Genomic DNA, 18,151 nt, shown 5'->3' on the forward strand with positions numbered 1-18,151 from the left:
TTTATGCTTGTCCTTTTTTTATGTATAAAACTGTTAAATATTTTCATTTAACTGAATTTTCTAGTATCATGTTTTTAAATACTTAAAATAAGGGGGATACATTAAATGAAAGATGTAATTGAGAAACGCCCTATTCGCGAAGAAGTTCCTACTGAACTAATATGGGATCTTTCTGATTTGTATAAGTCTGATAATGAGTGGCACACTGCATTAAATGTATTAGAAAATGATATAAAAAGACTCGATGCATTTAAAGGACAATTACATACTAATCCCACCACTTTATTAAATTGCCTACTTTTAGAAGAAGAGCTTTTAATGAAGTTAACAAAACTCAGCACATATGCAAATTTAAAAGAATCTACTGATCGTACAGATCCAGTTATTCAAGCGAACTCTTCCAAAATTTCAGCTCTAGGAGCGAAAATGCATACTGCACGATCCTTTATTCATAACGAAATTCTTTCATTTGGAGAAGGAACGATTGAAAAATATTTAACTGAGGAAACAGAACTCGAACCTTTCCGTAAATCATTATTAGAAGTACTCAAAAAGAGACAGCATACTCTCTCACCTGAAACAGAGGAGGCCCTTGCTGCACTCGGCGAAGTTCATAGTTCCCCCTACAAAATTTATGGTATGACTAAATTGGCGGATATGGATTTCACTCCTATACAGGACGAACAAGGAAATGATTTGCCTGTATCATTTGCATTATTTGAAAGCAAATATGAATTTTCTCCAAGCGCATATATACGTAGAGAAGCATATTCATCATTTATTTCCACATTGAAACGCTATAAAAATACAGTTGCAACAACATATGCTACTGAAGTAAAAAAACAAGTGACACTTTCTCGTTTACGCAAATATGAATCCGTTACTCATATGCTTTTAGAGCCCCAAAAAGTTCCACTTGAAATGTATAACAACCAACTAGATATTATTTATAACGAATTAGCGCCTCATATGCGCCGTTTTGCAGATTTAAAAAAGAAAGTATTAGGGCTTGATCAAATGCTTTTCTGTGACTTACACGCACCTTTAGATCCTGAATTTAATCCGACAATCACATACGAAGAAGCTGGTAAACTAATTCAAGAGTCTTTAAAAGTATTAGGAGAGGAATATAATGCTATTATCGAAAAGGGGTTTAAAGAAAGATGGGTAGACCTTGCAGATAACGTTGGAAAATCAACAGGTGCCTTCTGCTCTAGCCCATACGGTTCTCACCCTTATATTTTAATTACATGGCAAAATACGATGCGCGGATGTTTCACATTAGCTCACGAATTTGGGCATGCTGGCCATTTTTATTTAGCAAATAAAAACCAGCGTATTATGAACGTACGTCCATCTATGTACTTTGTGGAAGCACCTTCAACAATGAATGAATTACTATTAGCACAGTATCTACTCGCGACAAATGAAGATAAGAGAATGCGTAGATGGATCATTTTGCAACTACTCGGCACATATTATCATAACTTTGTTACTCATTTACTTGAGGGTGAATATCAACGCAGAGTATATTCCTTGGCAGAAGAAGGGCAAGCGCTTACTGCTACAACTTTAACTGACATAAAAACGAATGTCCTTTCTACATTCTGGGGAGATTCAGTAGAAATTGATGAAGGCGCCAGTTTAACATGGATGCGTCAACCTCACTATTATATGGGCTTATATTCTTACACATATTCAGCAGGCCTAACTGCATCTACCGCTGTAGCCCAAATGATTAAGGAAGAGGGACAGCCTGCTGTTGATCGCTGGCTCAATGTACTTCGTGCAGGTGGTACAATGACACCACTCGAATTAATGAAACACGCTGGAGTAGACATGTCAAAGCCAGATGCAATCCGTAAAGCTGTTTCTTATGTCGGTTCATTAATTGATGAATTAGAACGTTCTTATCAGGAATAAAGTGAAACTTTAATCAGTGGGGTTTTGTCCATCCCCCGCTGATTATTAGCCCACACCAATCGGGATTTTGCGGGATAAAAATAAGCCCTCGCTTTATGAGGGCTTATTCTATATCTACTTTCCAAATCTTTTGCGGTATCCGCATTTCCTACATAATTCTTCTACCGCAACCCTTTTTGAAAATCCATCTACAATATTTTTCGCTCTATCGCCCTCAATAATATTAGAGAATGAATCATTATTAATATTCCCAAGATTAATAATCCCCTCACCATCTAAGCAACAAGGAATAACAGTTCCGTTCGCTAAAATTCCAGCCTGATTACGTAAGCCATGACAGAAACCTTTTCCATCATCCTCTTCTTCATGTAATGCTGGCCACTGGAATTCATAATCTTGATTAATAAATACACGTTCCGCAATTTTTATACCTTTTCCTGGTGTAAGCTTCTCTTCAATTTTATAAGAAAGATCAAATTCTTTTTCGATAATAGATAATAACTCTCTATTCCGCTGAATTTCAAGATTCGTTTTGTTGTCCTGAGTTAAATTCCATAATCTTAACGAAACAATTAAATCCGATTGACTTGTCGCCTCTCTAATGAAAGAAAGTATGCTCCTTACATAGCCCTCTTTATCTTGCGATCCCGGGTGTCCATCAAAACTGTGCAGCGAAAAATTCATTTGTCTTAATGCAGGTTTATTTAACAATCTATGCCTTCTCTTATTAATTAACGTTCCGTTCGTTGTAATATTCACTTTAAACCCTTTTTCATGGCTTAGATCAAGCAATTGATCTATCTTTGGATGAAGCAAAGGCTCCCCCTTCACGTGCAAATAAATGTAGTCTGTGTGAGGTTTAATTTGGTCTAATCTTTTAGCAAAATCCTCCACAGAAATGAACTGCTTCTGCCTTTCCGTCGGCGGACAAAAGCTGCACGCAAGATTACATACGCTCGTAATCTCCAAGTAAAACTTCTTAAACTTTTTCACCTTTAATTCCTCACTTCTCTAACTACTTATACTTTTTCCTCTTCATATTACAGCATATTTTTATGGAAATAGAAACATACTTATTTTAGGAAATCTACATACCACCTAGTAATGTTTAAAAGACCATCGGTGATTTTTATCCAATGGTCTTTCCCACTATTAATTATCTTTAACCTCTTTTACATACTCCCATGTTTCACCTTGATTTTTTGATTGATAAAGTATACTACTATTACCATTGTAGTCTCCATCTGCTCCTTGCCCTACTAGCATGTTAAAAACTCCATCCTTCTCATAAGGCAGATTAGGAAAATCAAACGGATTTATTACCTGTCCACTTTCTAGTTTCACTTCCTGATTCGTATAGCTCACCTTTTTAAAAGTTATACCCCCATCATCTGTACGGTATAGCCTCCCTTCATTGCCAGAGGGTCTGGCTGCCCTTAAAAATCCGAGCTTTTCATTAAAAAAGATGATTCCTGATGCACTACCAACCGCTTCATTGAACGGGTCCTCATTTATAACTCCCCATGTTTCCCCACCATCAATTGTCTTGCTTAGGGAATAAAAGGTACTCCCTAATGCTTTATCTGTAACATCTAGTTTATAACCCACTTCTTTTGAAAAGTAAAATTGCTCATTATTATTAGTTAAATCCTTCTTTTTCTTTTTAGAACTACTTTCCTTACTCCAATTTGGGGCACCTAGTAAATTATATCTAGCAGGTACTATCTCTTTCTCTTTTCCAGGGATAAATATAGATACCGTATATCCAATTATTTCGGATTTTGCTTCTTCAAGCTTCTCTAATTTCCCATCTTTATTAATATTAATAATTCCTTCTCCATTGTAACCCCAGTTCCTTTTCCCATAATAAACCAGCCCATACTTATCTTCATTCCACTTACTGACAGTTTGTTTAACTGGAATAGCTTGAACTGTTTTAATTAAAGGTTTTACTAATTTATCTTCATTATAATCAGCGTTAACATACCCATTTAATCCTACAAAAATATCTTTTGATTTATTTTTATTATAAGATATTAAGTAGCTTTCCTCTTTTCCAGCAGCATTTTTTCCATAAAGAAAAGTATCAAATGATATAACTGTTCCATCTGATTTAAATTCCAAAGTAAAATCATCCGACATATATAACTTCTTTGGCAAAGTATATTTCTTATTTATATCTTCAAAAATACCCTCTACACCATACTTATATATATTATCACGCTCAAGCTTAACTGATCTTTCGTTTTTTACGCTTTCTATAAACCATGCTAGTTTACCACCATAATTCGTTGCACTTTTATAAATTTTCATCCCATAAAAAGACGTTATAAAGATAAGGATGATAACGGAAATGTATTTCCATCCCTTTACATTTAATAATTTGGACGATTCACGTTCCCTATTTTTTATAACTTTAATTGTAGTAAATATAATGATAAGTATTAAAAATGCTATAGATAATAACCAAATATAAATATTATTATTGATTCTTCCATACATACATAATAAAGCTAACTCATAACAAAAAATCCAGTATACGATTATTACTAATGGATTTTTTAGTAATGATATCAATATTTTTTTCATATCTCTCTTAAATATGTTAAGCCCCCCTAAATACATCTAATACTTCTTTTCTCCTCTATTGAGTATACTTGATTTTACCAAACACTTGCATATCCCTATATTTATTGTACATTTTCATTACGTAGCAGTTACATCTAAAATCATAAAGTGCGTATAAAAAAGCACTCTATCCTGTAAAGATAAGTGCTTTTTTCTTGATTATATTTTTTATTCAATATACAGCCAATAATACTTTATGTTAATACACAAGGCATGATTAATTTCCGATTACTACTCACTATTTATGATACGGTTCACCGTAACTAATCTAAATAGGGTTATTTTTTATTATTTTCATAATTAAATTTAACAAAAAAGGTAGTGCCTTCCGATCCTGTTTGAATTTCTATTTTTGCATTATGGCGGGCGGCAATAGCATAACATACACCTAATCCCAATCCAGTTCCATTATCTTTGGTCGTGTAAAATGGAGTACCCAGTTTCTCTAATACTTCAGGCTTGATACCTTTTCCTTGATCCTGTACTGCAAGCACCGCACAATTTTGACCTTCCTTGTAGGTGCTAATGGTTAGAACTTTCTCTGTGCTCATCGCTTCTAAGCCATTACGGTATAGGTTTAGTAATAATTGTCGTATCTCATTACGGTTTAAAAGTAATTCCGGAATGTCATTTGTATCGACTTGAATATATTTATTTTGATTATACGTATCAATCTTTATTAAAGGAATAATATCGTGAATAATTGAATTTAAATCTAACATCTGCAAATCTGATTTCCTTGTATTACCCATTGAGAGAAATTCAGTAATAATAGAATTGGAACGGTCAAGTTCTTCAATCATTAAATTAAAGTACTTATTATGGTTCTCATAGCTGTTCTCTTCTTTTAATAACTGCAAAAATCCTCGTACTGTTGTCATTGGATTTCTAATCTCGTGGCTAATACCTGCTGCCATTTGCCCTATTAACTCTATGTTGGATAACCTTTTCAATTCCTGTTCATATTGCTTTTTTTCCGTTATGTTTTTAAAAATACAACAAATACCATCATCATACGGGTATGCAATAACTTCGTGCCAATATTCATCAGGGGTAGAAAGAAATTCGAAATGAACTGTAGTTCGCTCTGACATTGCACGATGAAATTCCTTATACATAACTGTGTCGACGCTACTCAGGAAAACCTCCCATACATTCTTGCCTAATACATCTTTTGCTGTTTTTCTTTGTGGAAAATATTGATGCTTATTTACGTACGTAAATTCCCATTTATTATTCAAAGTAAAGAATCCATCCGTAATACTTTCAATCACACTTGTAACTTTCTCATTAGCAGCAGCTAGTTCTCTCGTTCGCTCTTCCACCATGCTTTCAAGTTGATCCATATATAACAAGTTTGAAAACGTAGGAGCTGTGGCATCAACGATAGATTTTGCCAGTTGAATTTGGGAATTATCGTAATTGTGAGCTTTTCCCCCTTTGCCAACGACGATTATCCCTAATACTTCCCCCATTGAAACCAATGGAATCATCAGTAGACCCTTACTATCTATATTTTTTGTTTGAATAACCTCTTGGATCTTGGCTTCATAGCTTTTCTCCATCCAATCCGCTTCTGTCCAATCACAGTCCTTGCTTAACTTCGTCGTTTTAATCGTTGTTTTGTCTAGCGGGTCTAAAAGGTGGGCAGCCATGTTTTTACTCTCTAAAATCTGTCCTAAGTAAAAAAAACATTTATCAAAACTCTCCTGTATCGAGGAACACATTGATAAATCACGGGTAACATTTAGTAACAGCTGCTTCTCGGCGATAAGGTTTTCCTTTTGTGTTAAATTATTTGCGTTTTGAATTGCGACCGCAGCCATATTTACATAAGCTTCAACACTTTGAATTTCTGAATCTGTTAAGTTCATTGGAGTTCCATAATCAAATAAAAAAACCAGACCAAATAACTCTTGCCCAAATGAGATAGGCAGGACTAATACGGACTTAATTTTGAACGCATCAACTGATCTCGGATCTGGCCGATGATCCTTTGAGGTATCAGGGATATAGATGGTTTTCTTGGTTTCAATAACTTCTTTTGCCAGTAAGTCTATTTCAGGATCAATTACCTGAGTATCGAGCGTTACGCCATTTATGGTCTCTGGTTTTCCTGCAAACCCTCTAAATGTTCCATCTTCCTGGGGTAAATAAATTCCAACAGCGTTGCATTGAACAATCTCCTCTGATATCGCCATTGTTACACGCTGCAATACTTCACGTAGTTCTAATTTTGTATTTATTATTTTTGTTATATTCGCGAGCCTAGAATATCTCGCCTGATCACTTAACATTCACATAGCCCCCAATTATAGGCATAATAAAATAAACATGATAATATCAGTGAAAATCAAGACCAACCTGCCATTTTCGATTTTCTCCTGTATTCTTTTCTTACCCTTGTTTTACATAGAATACCTCACTTACTTATGATACGGTTCACCGCGATTAATCCGAAACGCCCTATATACTTGCTCAAGCAATACTAGACGCATTAATTGATGTGGTAATGTCATCTTTGAGAAAGAAAGAGATTCGTTTGAACGCTTCATTACTTCTGAGCTAAGTCCAAGTGATCCACCAATTACAAACGCTACTTTACTCTTTCCGTATGTTGCAAGACGATCTAGACTTGCTGCAAACTCTTCTGATGATTTTTGTTTTCCTTCTATAGCTAGCGCAATGACATGCGTATCATCAGAAATTTTATCCAGTATACGTATACCTTCTTTTTCTTTTACAATTAACATTTCTGCTTCACTTAAATTTTCTGGTGCCTTTTCATCTGGTAATTCAATTACTTCTACTTTTGCATAAGAAGATAATCGTTTTAAGTATTCTGCTATACCTTGTTTCAAGTATTTTTCTTTTAATTTTCCGATTGAAATAATCGAGATATTCACATTTATTCCCCACCTTACAAACACGTTATCCACATAACTTATCCACATATCCACAAATGTTACCCACATATTGTGTGAGAATCTGTGTTCGATACAACATATGTCGCCTCATTTTGACAAAATTCACATGTTTTCTTCTCTTTTTCAGAGTTATCCACATTGTTAATAACTGGCGCAACTTCACACTCATCTACAATGATATCTAGTGCTAATTCAACGTGTTCTAAACAACAAGGTAAATTCATATTCCTCACCTCACTTTTCTACAATAGAAAACAGGAGGTAGGCCCTCCTGTTTTTAATACTTTTGAATGCCTAATTTCACCGTTGTTGTCGCTCGTTTTGTGCCACGATAAAACGTAAGAGTCATTTTATCGTTAATTTTTTTATTATATAAGGCCGTGCGGAACCCAATAATATCTTGCACCGGTTTTCCATCTACCGCCACAATAACGTCATGTTCTCGCAAGCCAGCATCCGTACCTGGCGAAGGACTTTTCACATCTAAAATGCAAACCCCTTCCGTTACGTTATCTGGTAAATGTAACGTTTTTGACCAATAATAATTTGGAATCTCGTTTAATGATCTTAGTTCAATTCCAACATAAGGTCTTTTTACTTTACCGTATTTCTCAAGTTCATTCATAACAGGGACGGCTCTCGTAATTGGAATAGCTAGTCCAATTCCTTCTACTTCTTTTGCTGCAATTTTCATTGAGTTAATGCCAATTAATTGTCCTGCTGCATTTACAAGTGCACCACCACTATTACCTGGATTAATTGCCGCATCTGTTTGCAATACTTCTACTTGCCAATCGTAATGTCCATCTTGATTTAAATCTACAGGAACAATACGCTCGTTAGCCGAAATAATACCTTGTGTGACAGTCCCGGAAAATTGTAATCCTAGTGGATTTCCAATCGCAATAACCGGCTCTCCTCTACGAACAGTATTAGAGTCGCCAATTTCAATCACTTTTTTCACATACTTCGCATCTATTTCTAGTACTGCTAAATCTGTGACTACATCGGTTCCTAATACTTTACCCTGAACCTTCTTACCGTCACTCAGGCTCACTTCAATACGATTCGCTCCCGCAACAACGTGGTTATTTGTTACGATGTAAGCATGTCCATCTGTCCTCTTATAAATCACACCAGAGCCTGTACCCGCTTCTGAATCCGCCTCTGAAAAATCATCTCGCTGAATATTAATAACACCAACAACTGCTTCAGACGCACGATCAACAGCATCTACAAAGCTAATCTGTTTAGCTGGAACATTTCCAGCTTGAGCTTGAGCCATATTTTTCCCACTTGCTTCAGCTTGTGGAAGCGTACCTGCATGATTCGAAAATAAAGGGGCTCCAAATGCAAATAATGAAGCCCCTACAATTGTTCCCGCTATGCTAGAAACTACAATACCTTTATGCTTCTTTTTACCCGCACGTTTTATACGATATTTTTCTTCATCAATAAAGGACATATTTGTTCACCTATCTTCCTAAAAACAACTATATTCACCTTTATTGTTTACTAAAATGAAGAATTATACGTATTGAATTTTCGTAGGCATTTTCGGGTCTGTATCATGTATTTCAAAAGATTCTCCAACGCCAAAACCTTTTTCTTCTAATACTTGTGATACAGACATACGCGCTAATTCTTTCATGTTATTATCTAAGCTTAAATGTGCTAAATAAATATGTTTTGTCTCGTCTGTAATAACATCCGCCATCGCCAATGCGGCGTCCTCATTACAAACGTGACCTACATCACTTAATATACGTCGTTTAATGCTCCATGGATATCGTCCCATACGAAGCATTTCAACATCATGATTACTTTCAAATACGAAAGCATTCGCTCCCTTAATAACACCCTTCATACGATCACTTACGTAGCCAGTATCTGTAATAAGAGCTAACTTTCTATTATTATTATGAAAAGCGTAAAACATCGGCTCTGCTGCATCATGAGAAACACCAAATGATTCAACTTCAATATCGCCAAATGTTTTCACATCCCCAACTGAGAAAATAAATTTTTGATCAGTTGGGATATTGCCTATTAAGTGTTCCATCGCATTCCATGTTTTCTCGTTCGCATAAACAGGTAAATCATATTTACGTGCCAATACACCTAATCCTTTAATATGATCACTATGCTCATGTGTTACAAGAATACCTGATATGTCATTTATATTCAGTTCAGCTTGTTTAAACAAAGCCTCTGTAGCTTTACCACTTAAACCTGCATCGACGAGCAATTTTTTTTCATCCGTTCCTACATATAACATATTCCCTGTACTTCCACTTGCAAGTACACTAAACTGCATGCTCATTCTTTCTCACTCCATTATATTCTTCAGGCACTTGATTTTCGCCTAATTCCATGACTTGTCCTTCAATTGCATTCACAAAAAAGTCCTTTTTTTGCTCTGTCTTTAAGTTCCATGTTGGGGCAAGCACTTGTATATTAGAAGAAGACTCTGCAAGAGTCGCATATCCGATCTGCGCCTCTTTCACATGCGTATTGTCCGCAATTTTATTTTTTAAATATAAATTCACTAAAGCCGTTTGAGCAGTAATGATTTCTTGCTCTTTCGTTTTTTCACTTTCGCCCATTTCCTTTAAATCCGTTAACATCGTTTGTGTATACGAAACAAGCTCATTCTTTTCATTTAAATCCACAACGATCATCGCACGCTCATTGTAGAAAATTGGTTTATCTTTATACTTTTGAAAGAAGTAAATTTTTGAGTCCTTTATTGCTCCAAACTCATATTTTTGTCCATCTAGCACATAATTTTTCAAAAAGTCATTATACTTATCTTTTGACAATGATTTCGTATTTAAAAAAGGCTCTTTTAATTTACTCTCTATTTGATATTCGCCTTGTAAGTGTGCCGTTTGATTTTTTAAAGATTGCACATCCTCTTCTTTGAAAACCTTATTTTTCGCCATTATAAGTGACTCTTTTTTCGGTTCTTTAGGAAAATTCCCCATAGTAATTTTTTCAGCTTTTAATTGTTGATCGATCTTTGTTTCCGCCACAAGCTCCAATTGATTACTACCTTGCTTTTGAATGAATTGAAAAATAAGAAAGAGGTCTAAAACAAAAAAGGTCACAATAAATATCGTTTTAATTCGATCCCAATCCATTTAGTCCCCCCTCACTCCACTCAAATATTTGTTGCTTACCTTCTTCATCATATTTTACATACCATATCGGCTGTAAAATACCCATTTTCCTTGCGTTGATGGAAGGTTCCAATGATAATTTATAACCAATCCCAACATCCTGAATTGAATTTTTGTCAATTTCCGGATTATTTTCTAATGATGTCATCACCGTATGACCTGATGCAAGAGAAGTTGTTGGTTGTTTATTTGGTAAACTGAAACTTAAATTATAAAGAGGTCTTTCATACTGCATGACTTCACCTGAACCCCACGCTTGTTTTAATTCAGCGATTCCATCTGCATTAAATACAGGCAAGCCGCCTTCATATAAACGGAATGAAGTTTTCCCCTTACTAATGTAATCAAAACGATAAGACTTTAAAGTGCCACTATGCCCACTTACAAAGTCAAAACTTTTTTGTAAAATTATTGCATTATCTGTAGTTTTATCGCTATGTACAGCGGAGTTTTTATATTTCAACATTGCATTCGACTTATCAATTTCCATAGAACGGATACCATCCGTAAATGTTTCCTTTGTTTTCTCAGAAATAGGACTTAAATAACGTGGATCACTAAATAAAGCATTTTTAAACGTATCCACTTCTAGTTTAGATGTAATATACTCTACCTTACTTAATTCCGTAATCCCATCTGGTAAAAAAAGTTTTTTTGTATCATTTATTTGATATTCAAAATATGGTCTTGCTACTGTTATAAGTTGATTTTGAGCATTTAAAATATCCTTTACGTAAGCACCAGTCAATGTCGCTTGATATATTTTACGAGAAGTATCATAGGAAACAAAATTAACTTTAATTTCTTGATCCTTGCTTCGAGAAGGGTCAATTATAATACGATTAAAACTTCTGTTACTTTCTATGTTTTTATCTTTAATATTAAACATACTTTTAATCGTATCCAGTGGGATATTTGTAGGGAAAACAAATTCAATTTTTTCTTCTCCGTGTACATAAGAAAGAAAATCACCTTTAGGAACTGACCCTGTTATCTCCCTAAAATCATGTAATTCTCCATTTTCAAGAATTTTATAAATTGAATCCACATTTTCCTTATTTTCGCTCACATAATGATTTTTCTCTTTATGAATAATGACAGAAGATGGGCGAACAATCTCCGAAATCTTTATTGGATTTATATCTTCGTTACCTTGAACGAATTTTGTGTTTTGCATGGAAGTAGAATCAGGAACATATGTCCATAAGTTAAAAGTAAGAAATAGGCTAATGACAACTAAATTAATTAGAACTATCGTTTTAAAGTTTTCCATGCTCATTCCCAATCGTCCTCTTCATCTGCCGCCATTGGCAATGTGAAATAAATAGTTGTCCCTTTTCCTTCTTCACTCTTCGCCCAAATCGAGCCGCCATGTGCCTCAATCATCTCTTTCGCAATAGCTAACCCAAGGCCTGTACCACCCATCTGTCTCGAACGCGCTTTATCCACACGATAAAAACGTTCAAAGATTTTCTCTACATTTTCTTTCGGAATTCCCATTCCTTGATCACTCACACTAATTTCTAATAACTCCCCGCGATCACGTAGGCGATATGTTACTGTGCCACCTTCTGGTGAATACTTTAATGCATTGGAAATAATGTTATATAAAACTTGTGTAATTTTGTCCGAATCCATATCAATAAATCGAGATTTCTTAGAGAAAGATCGTTTGAAACTTACATTTTGCTCTTTGGACATTTCAAAGCGATCGATAACATTGTTAAAAAAGTCAGTAAAGTCGACAAACTCCTTCATTAAACGATGTTCTGTACTATCTAGTTTAGATAGTTGTAACAATGCATTTACAAGCCTGATCATTCTTTCTGTTTCCTCTTGTGTAACCGTTAAAAATTGTGGTGCAATATTCGGATCTTGCCATGCTCCATCAGTAAGCGCTTCTAAGTAACTACGCATCGTCGTTAACGGCGTTCTTAACTCATGAGATACGTTTGCAACAAACTCACGGCGCTCTCGTTCTATGCGCTCCTGCTCTGTTACATCATATAATACAGCAATTAAACCATTTGCCTTCCCTGTTTCTTTTTGAATAACAGAGAAACTAGCACGTAAAATATACGGTTCATTTCTCGTACTAAAGTCTAATAAAACTGAATCGGGTTCTTCATATAAATGATCCAGTGTAAATTCTTCTTGTATCCCTAGCACTTCTAATACCGATTGATCTAGCGCTGTTTCACGCGAAACATTTAACATTTTTTCCGCAGGATCATTTAATAAAATAATATCCCCTTTTCGATCAGTAGCGATTACCCCATCTGTCATATGTGATAAAACAGATGATAATTTTCGTCTTTCACTTTCTGTTGAGGAACGAGCTTGTTGTAATTTTTTAGATAAATTATTAAAAGATAATGCTAGTTGTCCAATTTCATCATGACTATGCACCTTTACTTTTCGCGAATAATTTCCTTTCGCCATTTCAATTGCTTGTCTTCGCATATCTGAAATTGGTCTCGTAATTGTTTGAGCCAATAAAATTCCAAGTACAGCTGTTACTAATAAGGCAATTACTGTCCCCGTTGCAAAAATTTGATTTATATCCTTCATTTGTTTATACACATCTTCCATAGATGCAACAATATGAATGACGCCAAGTACCTCTCCGCCTGGTTCTTTTAAAATAGGCGTAATCATAACTTGAACTCGATGGCCTGTCTGTCCATCTTTCTCAATCTTTGACTCTGGTTTCTTTTGTACCATTACCCGCTGTACAGCTCTATCTGTTGACATTCTTCCTACCTTATTTTGCTTAGACGCGTCTGAAATTGCCATCAATTTTCTATTGGCGTCAATTACACTTACTTCTTGAATGTCTTTCTTACGGTCTGATGCAAATTTTTGAATCGATTCCTTAATAGCCTTATCTACTGATTCTGTTTTAGGACGCTCTTTTACAAACTCTTGCTTCAAGTTATAAGAAAGTAAGTTTGTTTGCTGCGTTAAGGAATCTTGAAAACCTTTTACAAGGCTTTTTTCTAATTCCCTAACGAAATATACGCCAATAACTTGCATCGCTATTAATATCAATAGCATATATATAAGCACAAATTTTAAATGAATAGATTGAAAAAAACCGACTTTCTTCATATACTATTCCTGCTCTGGGTCACGCAAGTAATACCCTACCCCACGTCTAGTTACAATTAAAGTAGGGTGACTTGGATTATCTTCAATTTTTTCACGTAAACGACGTACCGTTACATCCACTGTACGTACATCTCCAAAATAATCATAACCCCAAACTGTTTGCAATAAATGTTCACGTGTCATAACTTGTCCTAGATGCTTCGCTAAATAATGTAGTAATTCAAATTCGCGATGTGTAAGTTCGATGCTTTCTTCACGCTTTGTCACACTATAAGCATTCGGATTAATAACGATTGGTCCAATAACCATTTCAGTATTTTCTTCTTTTTCTGCTGCACCACCCTGCTGATGGCGACGTAAATTCGCTTTCACACGCGCAAGCAACTCCCTCGTGCTAAATGGCTTCGTTACATAATCATCTGCTCCAAGCTCAAGCCCTAATACTTTATCAATTTCAGAGTCTTTTGCTGTAAGCATAATAATTGGCATTTCTGAGCTTTTACGTATTTCACGACATACCTCTAAGCCATCTTTTCCCGGTAACATAATATCTAATAAAACCATATCTGGCTGTTCTTCATTTGCCTTCTCAATTGCCTCATCACCATCATGCGCCATTACAATTTCAAAACCTTCTTTTTCTAGGTTAAACTTTAAAATATCTGCAATCGGCTTTTCATCGTCAACTACTAAAATTTTCTTTCCCATCATCGTCTATTTCCTCCTTATAAAAATATGGTCAATAATCCTTAAACACACTGACGTTTATATAGTATGTCCCTATATGACCGTACCCTTTGTTTAAGTATTTTCTCCTCTATTCTCATAGACCCATGTATGATCCACTTTTACACGGAATCCTATACGATCTATAGAAAAACCTCTAGCTTCAACTGCTAGAGGCTCCTCATTCTATTTTAAAATAACTACTCAATTTTGTAAAATTACATAAATAAAAAGGATATTAAGTGGGCCCACTTAATATCCTGAGAGTGGCTCGGGACGGAATCGAACCGCCGACACGAGGATTTTCAGTCCTCTGCTCTACCGACTGAGCTACCGAGCCAAAACTATATATAAAACCACTAATGGTGGTATAAACAAAAGTGGCGGTCCCGACCGGGGTCGAACCGGCGATCTCCTGCGTGACAGGCAGGCATGTTAACCACTACACCACGGGACCAAAAATGAACATAAAAAAACATGACCCGTACGGGATTCGAACCCGTGTTACCGCCGTGAAAGGGCGGTGTCTTAACCACTTGACCAACGGGCCACGAAAAATAAAATGGTGAGCCATGAAGGATTCGAACCTTCGACCCTCTGATTAAAAGTCAGATGCTCTACCAACTGAGCTAATGGCTCATACTCACCAACGTCATATTTTCGTGACGACAAGATGTATCATAACATATTATCTTTTATTTTTGCAATACCTTTTTTTATTTTTTTATAAAAGATAAGAAAAAACTCATGCAGGCATGAGTTTTTTCTAAAAAATATCAATTAAGCTTCGTATACGTTACGAACGATATTTGTTTGGTTACGATCCGGTCCAACTGAGAACATAGATAATTGAATTCCTGTTAACTCAGAAACACGCTCTACGTATTTTCGTGCATTTTCAGGAAGCTCGTCTAATGATCTTACACCAGTAATATCTTCTGTCCAACCTGGAAGCTCTTCGTATACAGGCTCACATTTCGCTAAAATGTTTAAGTTTGCTGGAACTTCATCGATAACTTCGCCATTGTATTTGTAAGCAACACAAATTTTAAGAGTTGGAATACCTGTTAGAACGTCGATAGAATTTAATGATAGATCTGTTAAACCACTAACACGACGTGCATGTCTTACAACAACGCTATCGAACCAACCTACGCGGCGTGGACGACCAGTTGTTGTTCCATACTCACGACCAACTTCACGAATTTGATGACCAATTTCATCATGAAGCTCAGTAGGGAACGGACCATCACCTACACGGCTTGTATATGCTTTACATACACCTACAACGCGCGTAACTTTCGCAGGACCAACTCCAGTTCCAACTGTTACACCACCAGCAATTGGGTTAGAAGATGTAACGAATGGGTACGTACCGTGGTCAATATCAAGCATAACACCTTGTGCACCTTCAAATAATACACGGTGATTGTTATCTAGTGCATCATTTAATACAACAGATGTATCGCATACATATTGTGCGATTTGTTGTCCATATTCGAAGTACTCTTCAAAGATTTCTTCTACACTGAAACCTTCTGTATCGTACATTTTTTCAAATAAACGATTTTTCTCTACTAAATTGCGCTCAAGCTTCTCTTTAAATGCTTCACGGTCTAAAAGATCAGCCATACGGATACCAATACGAGCAGCTTTATCCATATATGCAGGACCGATACCTTTTTTCGTTGTACCGATCTTATTATCACCTTTACTTGCTTCTTCTAACTCATCTTGTTTTAGGTGATAAGGTAAAATAACGTGCGCACGATTACTAACACGTAAATTGTCAGTACTTACACCACGATCGTGTAAGTATTTTAATTCTTCAAGTAATGCTTTTGGATCTACTACTAAGCCGTTTCCGATTACACAAATTTTCTCTTTATAGAAAATACCAGATGGAATTAAGTGTAATTTATATTTAACTCCGCCGAAAACAATTGTGTGTCCTGCGTTATTTCCACCTTGATATCTTGCAACTACTTCCGCATGCTCAGAAAGAAAGTCAGTAATTTTACCTTTTCCTTCATCGCCCCATTGTGTTCCTACAACTACTACTGAAGACATTATTAAAGCACCTCCGCAATTTTCAAACGAACTTTTCAAACAATATAATTGTACCAAAACAGAAAGAGAAGTCAACCAAAAAGCGAACATTTTTTTATCGAAAAACGTTTTCGTTCGTAAGAATTACATATTCATCTTATGAAAGCCCTATCTTTCATATAAAAAAAAAGAAACACATCTTATTATAAGAAATGTGTTTCTTTTTTATACTGCCTTTATGCGGGCGGCGCATGTCCATCATCAAAGCGACGTTCTAAGTTAACGAACTTATTAAACTCTTTAACGAATGCAAGCTCTACCGAGCCTACTGGACCGTTACGTTGCTTTGCAATAATGATTTCAATGGTATTTTTATTTTCCGTTTCTCGATCATAGTAATCTTCACGATATAGGAAGGCTACAATATCAGCATCCTGCTCGATACTTCCTGATTCACGAATATCAGACATCATCGGGCGTTTATCTTGACGAGATTCTACACCACGAGACAACTGCGACAAGGCAATAACAGGTACTTGCAATTCACGTGCAATCCCTTTTAGTGTACGAGAAATCTCAGATACTTCCTGCTGACGGTTTTCTCCTGATTTCCCACTTCCTTGAATAAGCTGCAGGTAATCAATCAAAATCATACCAAGACCTTGTTCTTGCTTTAATCTACGACATTTTGCTCGAATCTCATTTACTTTAATCCCTGGCGTATCATCAATATATATACCAGCATTTGAAAGACTCCCCATTGCCATCGTTAATTTCGCCCAATCATCAGAAGTTAATGAACCGGTACGAAGTCTTTGTGCATCAATATTTCCTTCCGCACAAAGCATACGCATAACAAGCTGATCCGCACCCATCTCCAAACTAAAAATCGCTACATTTTCATCAGTTTTCGTCGCTACATTTTGTGCGATATTTAATGAAAATGCCGTTTTCCCTACTGATGGACGTGCTGCCACGATGATTAAATCATTTCGTTGGAAACCAGCTGTCATCTTATCTAATTCGGTAAACCCAGTTGGTATCCCGGTAACTTCACCTTTTTGATTATGCAAAAGTTCAATTTTATCATAAGCATCTACAAGAACATCTTTAATATTTTGGAATGCTTTTGCGTTCGTTTGATGAGATACTTCTAATATTTTTTTCTCAGCCTCATTTAAAAGGCCGTCCACGTCATCTTCTCTCTCGTATCCATCCGATACAATATGAGTCGCTGTTCGAATTAAACGACGTAAAAGCGCCTTTTCAGCAATGATGCGTGCGTAATATTCTACGTTAGCGGCAGTTGGAACAACTTCTGCCAACTCTGCTAAGTAAGAAACTCCACCAACCTCTTCTAGTAATCCTTGATCAGCCATCGCTGATGTCATCATTACTAAGTCAATCGGTTCTCCCTTATCAGACAATCCAAGCATAACTTCAAAAATCTTTTGATGTTTCGTTCGATAGAATGAATCAGGTACCAATAGCTCTGATGCTGACGTTAACGCATCTTGATCAATTAATATGGCCCCTAAAACCGCCTGCTCAGCCTCTATATTATGCGGAGGGGTACGATCAGCAAGTACATCACTCATACGCAAT

The 18,151-nt window shown here is 35.9% G+C and carries 14 protein-coding genes and 4 tRNA genes; 1 reads left to right on the forward strand and 17 read right to left on the reverse strand.

What is annotated here, in order from left to right; genetic code table 11:
* Positions 1-105 precede the first annotated feature (105 nt).
* The gene (gene pepF, locus MR109_RS07755) at positions 106-1,923 is read left to right on the forward strand and encodes an oligoendopeptidase F (protein WP_242271620.1); all 1,818 of its coding nucleotides are present in this window, start codon (positions 106-108) and stop codon (positions 1,921-1,923) included.
* Positions 1,924-2,037: 114 nt separating this feature from the next.
* Here pepF and MR109_RS07760 read toward each other — a convergent pair whose 3' ends face one another.
* The 17 genes from MR109_RS07760 to dnaB form a co-directional block, all read right to left on the reverse strand.
* Entirely contained in the window at positions 2,038-2,916 is an 879-nt protein-coding gene (locus MR109_RS07760; RefSeq protein WP_025146952.1) for a radical SAM/SPASM domain-containing protein, read from the reverse strand.
* A 159-nt stretch (positions 2,917-3,075) separates the two neighbouring features.
* A complete protein-coding gene (locus MR109_RS07765) occupies positions 3,076-4,548 on the reverse strand; it encodes a WD40/YVTN/BNR-like repeat-containing protein (RefSeq protein WP_242271622.1) in 1,473 nt (490 codons plus the stop codon).
* 281 nt (positions 4,549-4,829) lie between these two features.
* Complete coding sequence (locus MR109_RS07770; RefSeq protein ID WP_242271624.1) at positions 4,830-6,848, reverse strand: GAF domain-containing sensor histidine kinase; 2,019 nt, start codon at positions 6,846-6,848, stop codon at positions 4,830-4,832.
* A 129-nt stretch (positions 6,849-6,977) separates the two neighbouring features.
* On the reverse strand, positions 6,978-7,457 hold the full coding sequence (gene rlmH / locus MR109_RS07775) for a 23S rRNA (pseudouridine(1915)-N(3))-methyltransferase RlmH (protein WP_002174493.1): 480 nt from the start codon (positions 7,455-7,457) through the stop codon (positions 6,978-6,980).
* Between the two features lie 59 nt (positions 7,458-7,516).
* Positions 7,517-7,702, reverse strand: coding sequence for a CxxH/CxxC protein (locus MR109_RS07780; RefSeq protein WP_001052827.1), 186 nt, complete (start codon positions 7,700-7,702; stop codon positions 7,517-7,519).
* 53 nt (positions 7,703-7,755) lie between these two features.
* Positions 7,756-8,943, reverse strand: a complete 1,188-nt coding sequence (locus MR109_RS07785) for a S1C family serine protease (RefSeq protein ID WP_002174494.1) — start codon at positions 8,941-8,943, stop codon at positions 7,756-7,758.
* A gap of 63 nt (positions 8,944-9,006) precedes the next feature.
* The gene (locus MR109_RS07790; protein ID WP_002174495.1) at positions 9,007-9,801 is read right to left on the reverse strand and encodes an MBL fold metallo-hydrolase; all 795 of its coding nucleotides are present in this window, start codon (positions 9,799-9,801) and stop codon (positions 9,007-9,009) included.
* On the reverse strand, positions 9,785-10,621 hold the full coding sequence (locus MR109_RS07795) for a two-component system regulatory protein YycI (protein WP_242271626.1): 837 nt from the start codon (positions 10,619-10,621) through the stop codon (positions 9,785-9,787). Before MR109_RS07795 ends, MR109_RS07790 begins: the two co-directional genes overlap by 17 nt.
* Positions 10,602-11,939 carry a YycH family regulatory protein gene (locus tag MR109_RS07800; protein WP_242271636.1) on the reverse strand — a complete coding sequence of 446 codons (1,338 nt, stop codon included), beginning with the start codon at positions 11,937-11,939 and terminating at the stop codon, positions 10,602-10,604. The genes MR109_RS07795 and MR109_RS07800 overlap by 20 nt, the downstream gene beginning before the upstream one ends.
* Positions 11,936-13,771: a cell wall metabolism sensor histidine kinase WalK gene (walK, locus tag MR109_RS07805; RefSeq protein WP_071719596.1), complete on the reverse strand. Its 1,836-nt coding sequence runs from the start codon at positions 13,769-13,771 to the stop codon at positions 11,936-11,938. The genes MR109_RS07800 and walK overlap by 4 nt, the downstream gene beginning before the upstream one ends.
* Before the next feature lie 3 nt (positions 13,772-13,774).
* Positions 13,775-14,482 carry a cell wall metabolism DNA-binding response regulator WalR gene (walR, locus tag MR109_RS07810; protein ID WP_002174499.1) on the reverse strand — a complete coding sequence of 236 codons (708 nt, stop codon included), beginning with the start codon at positions 14,480-14,482 and terminating at the stop codon, positions 13,775-13,777.
* A gap of 282 nt (positions 14,483-14,764) precedes the next feature.
* Positions 14,765-14,837: transfer RNA gene (locus MR109_RS07815), tRNA-Phe, on the reverse strand.
* A gap of 41 nt (positions 14,838-14,878) precedes the next feature.
* Positions 14,879-14,954, reverse strand: a tRNA-Asp gene (locus tag MR109_RS07820).
* Between the two features lie 21 nt (positions 14,955-14,975).
* Positions 14,976-15,047: transfer RNA gene (locus MR109_RS07825), tRNA-Glu, on the reverse strand.
* Positions 15,048-15,060: 13 nt separating this feature from the next.
* A tRNA-Lys gene (locus MR109_RS07830) sits at positions 15,061-15,136 on the reverse strand.
* A gap of 141 nt (positions 15,137-15,277) precedes the next feature.
* On the reverse strand, positions 15,278-16,567 hold the full coding sequence (locus MR109_RS07835; RefSeq protein WP_025146944.1) for an adenylosuccinate synthase: 1,290 nt from the start codon (positions 16,565-16,567) through the stop codon (positions 15,278-15,280).
* Between the two features lie 215 nt (positions 16,568-16,782).
* The gene (gene dnaB, locus MR109_RS07840) at positions 16,783-18,144 is read right to left on the reverse strand and encodes a replicative DNA helicase (protein WP_071719594.1); all 1,362 of its coding nucleotides are present in this window, start codon (positions 18,142-18,144) and stop codon (positions 16,783-16,785) included.
* Positions 18,145-18,151: the final 7 nt, after the last annotated feature.

Source organism: Bacillus cereus group sp. BfR-BA-01310, from assembly GCF_022664325.1.
In the GTDB taxonomy this organism is placed as follows: domain Bacteria; phylum Bacillota; class Bacilli; order Bacillales; family Bacillaceae_G; genus Bacillus_A; species Bacillus_A paramycoides.

Coding starts and splice junctions, on each gene's coding strand:
- pepF (WP_242271620.1), top strand. CDS start 106: ATGAAAGATGTAATTGAGAAACGCCCTATTCGCGAAGAAGTTCCTACT.
- MR109_RS07765 (WP_242271622.1), bottom strand. CDS start 4,548: ATGTATTTAGGGGGGCTTAACATATTTAAGAGAGATATGAAAAAAATA.
- MR109_RS07770 (WP_242271624.1), bottom strand. CDS start 6,848: ATGTTAAGTGATCAGGCGAGATATTCTAGGCTCGCGAATATAACAAAA.
- MR109_RS07780 (WP_001052827.1), bottom strand. CDS start 7,702: ATGAATTTACCTTGTTGTTTAGAACACGTTGAATTAGCACTAGATATC.
- MR109_RS07785 (WP_002174494.1), bottom strand. CDS start 8,943: ATGTCCTTTATTGATGAAGAAAAATATCGTATAAAACGTGCGGGTAAA.
- MR109_RS07790 (WP_002174495.1), bottom strand. CDS start 9,801: ATGAGCATGCAGTTTAGTGTACTTGCAAGTGGAAGTACAGGGAATATG.
- MR109_RS07795 (WP_242271626.1), bottom strand. CDS start 10,621: ATGGATTGGGATCGAATTAAAACGATATTTATTGTGACCTTTTTTGTT.
- MR109_RS07800 (WP_242271636.1), bottom strand. CDS start 11,939: ATGAGCATGGAAAACTTTAAAACGATAGTTCTAATTAATTTAGTTGTC.
- walK (WP_071719596.1), bottom strand. CDS start 13,771: ATGAAGAAAGTCGGTTTTTTTCAATCTATTCATTTAAAATTTGTGCTT.
- walR (WP_002174499.1), bottom strand. CDS start 14,482: ATGATGGGAAAGAAAATTTTAGTAGTTGACGATGAAAAGCCGATTGCA.
- MR109_RS07835 (WP_025146944.1), bottom strand. CDS start 16,567: ATGTCTTCAGTAGTAGTTGTAGGAACACAATGGGGCGATGAAGGAAAA.
- dnaB (WP_071719594.1), bottom strand. CDS start 18,144: ATGAGTGATGTACTTGCTGATCGTACCCCTCCGCATAATATAGAGGCT.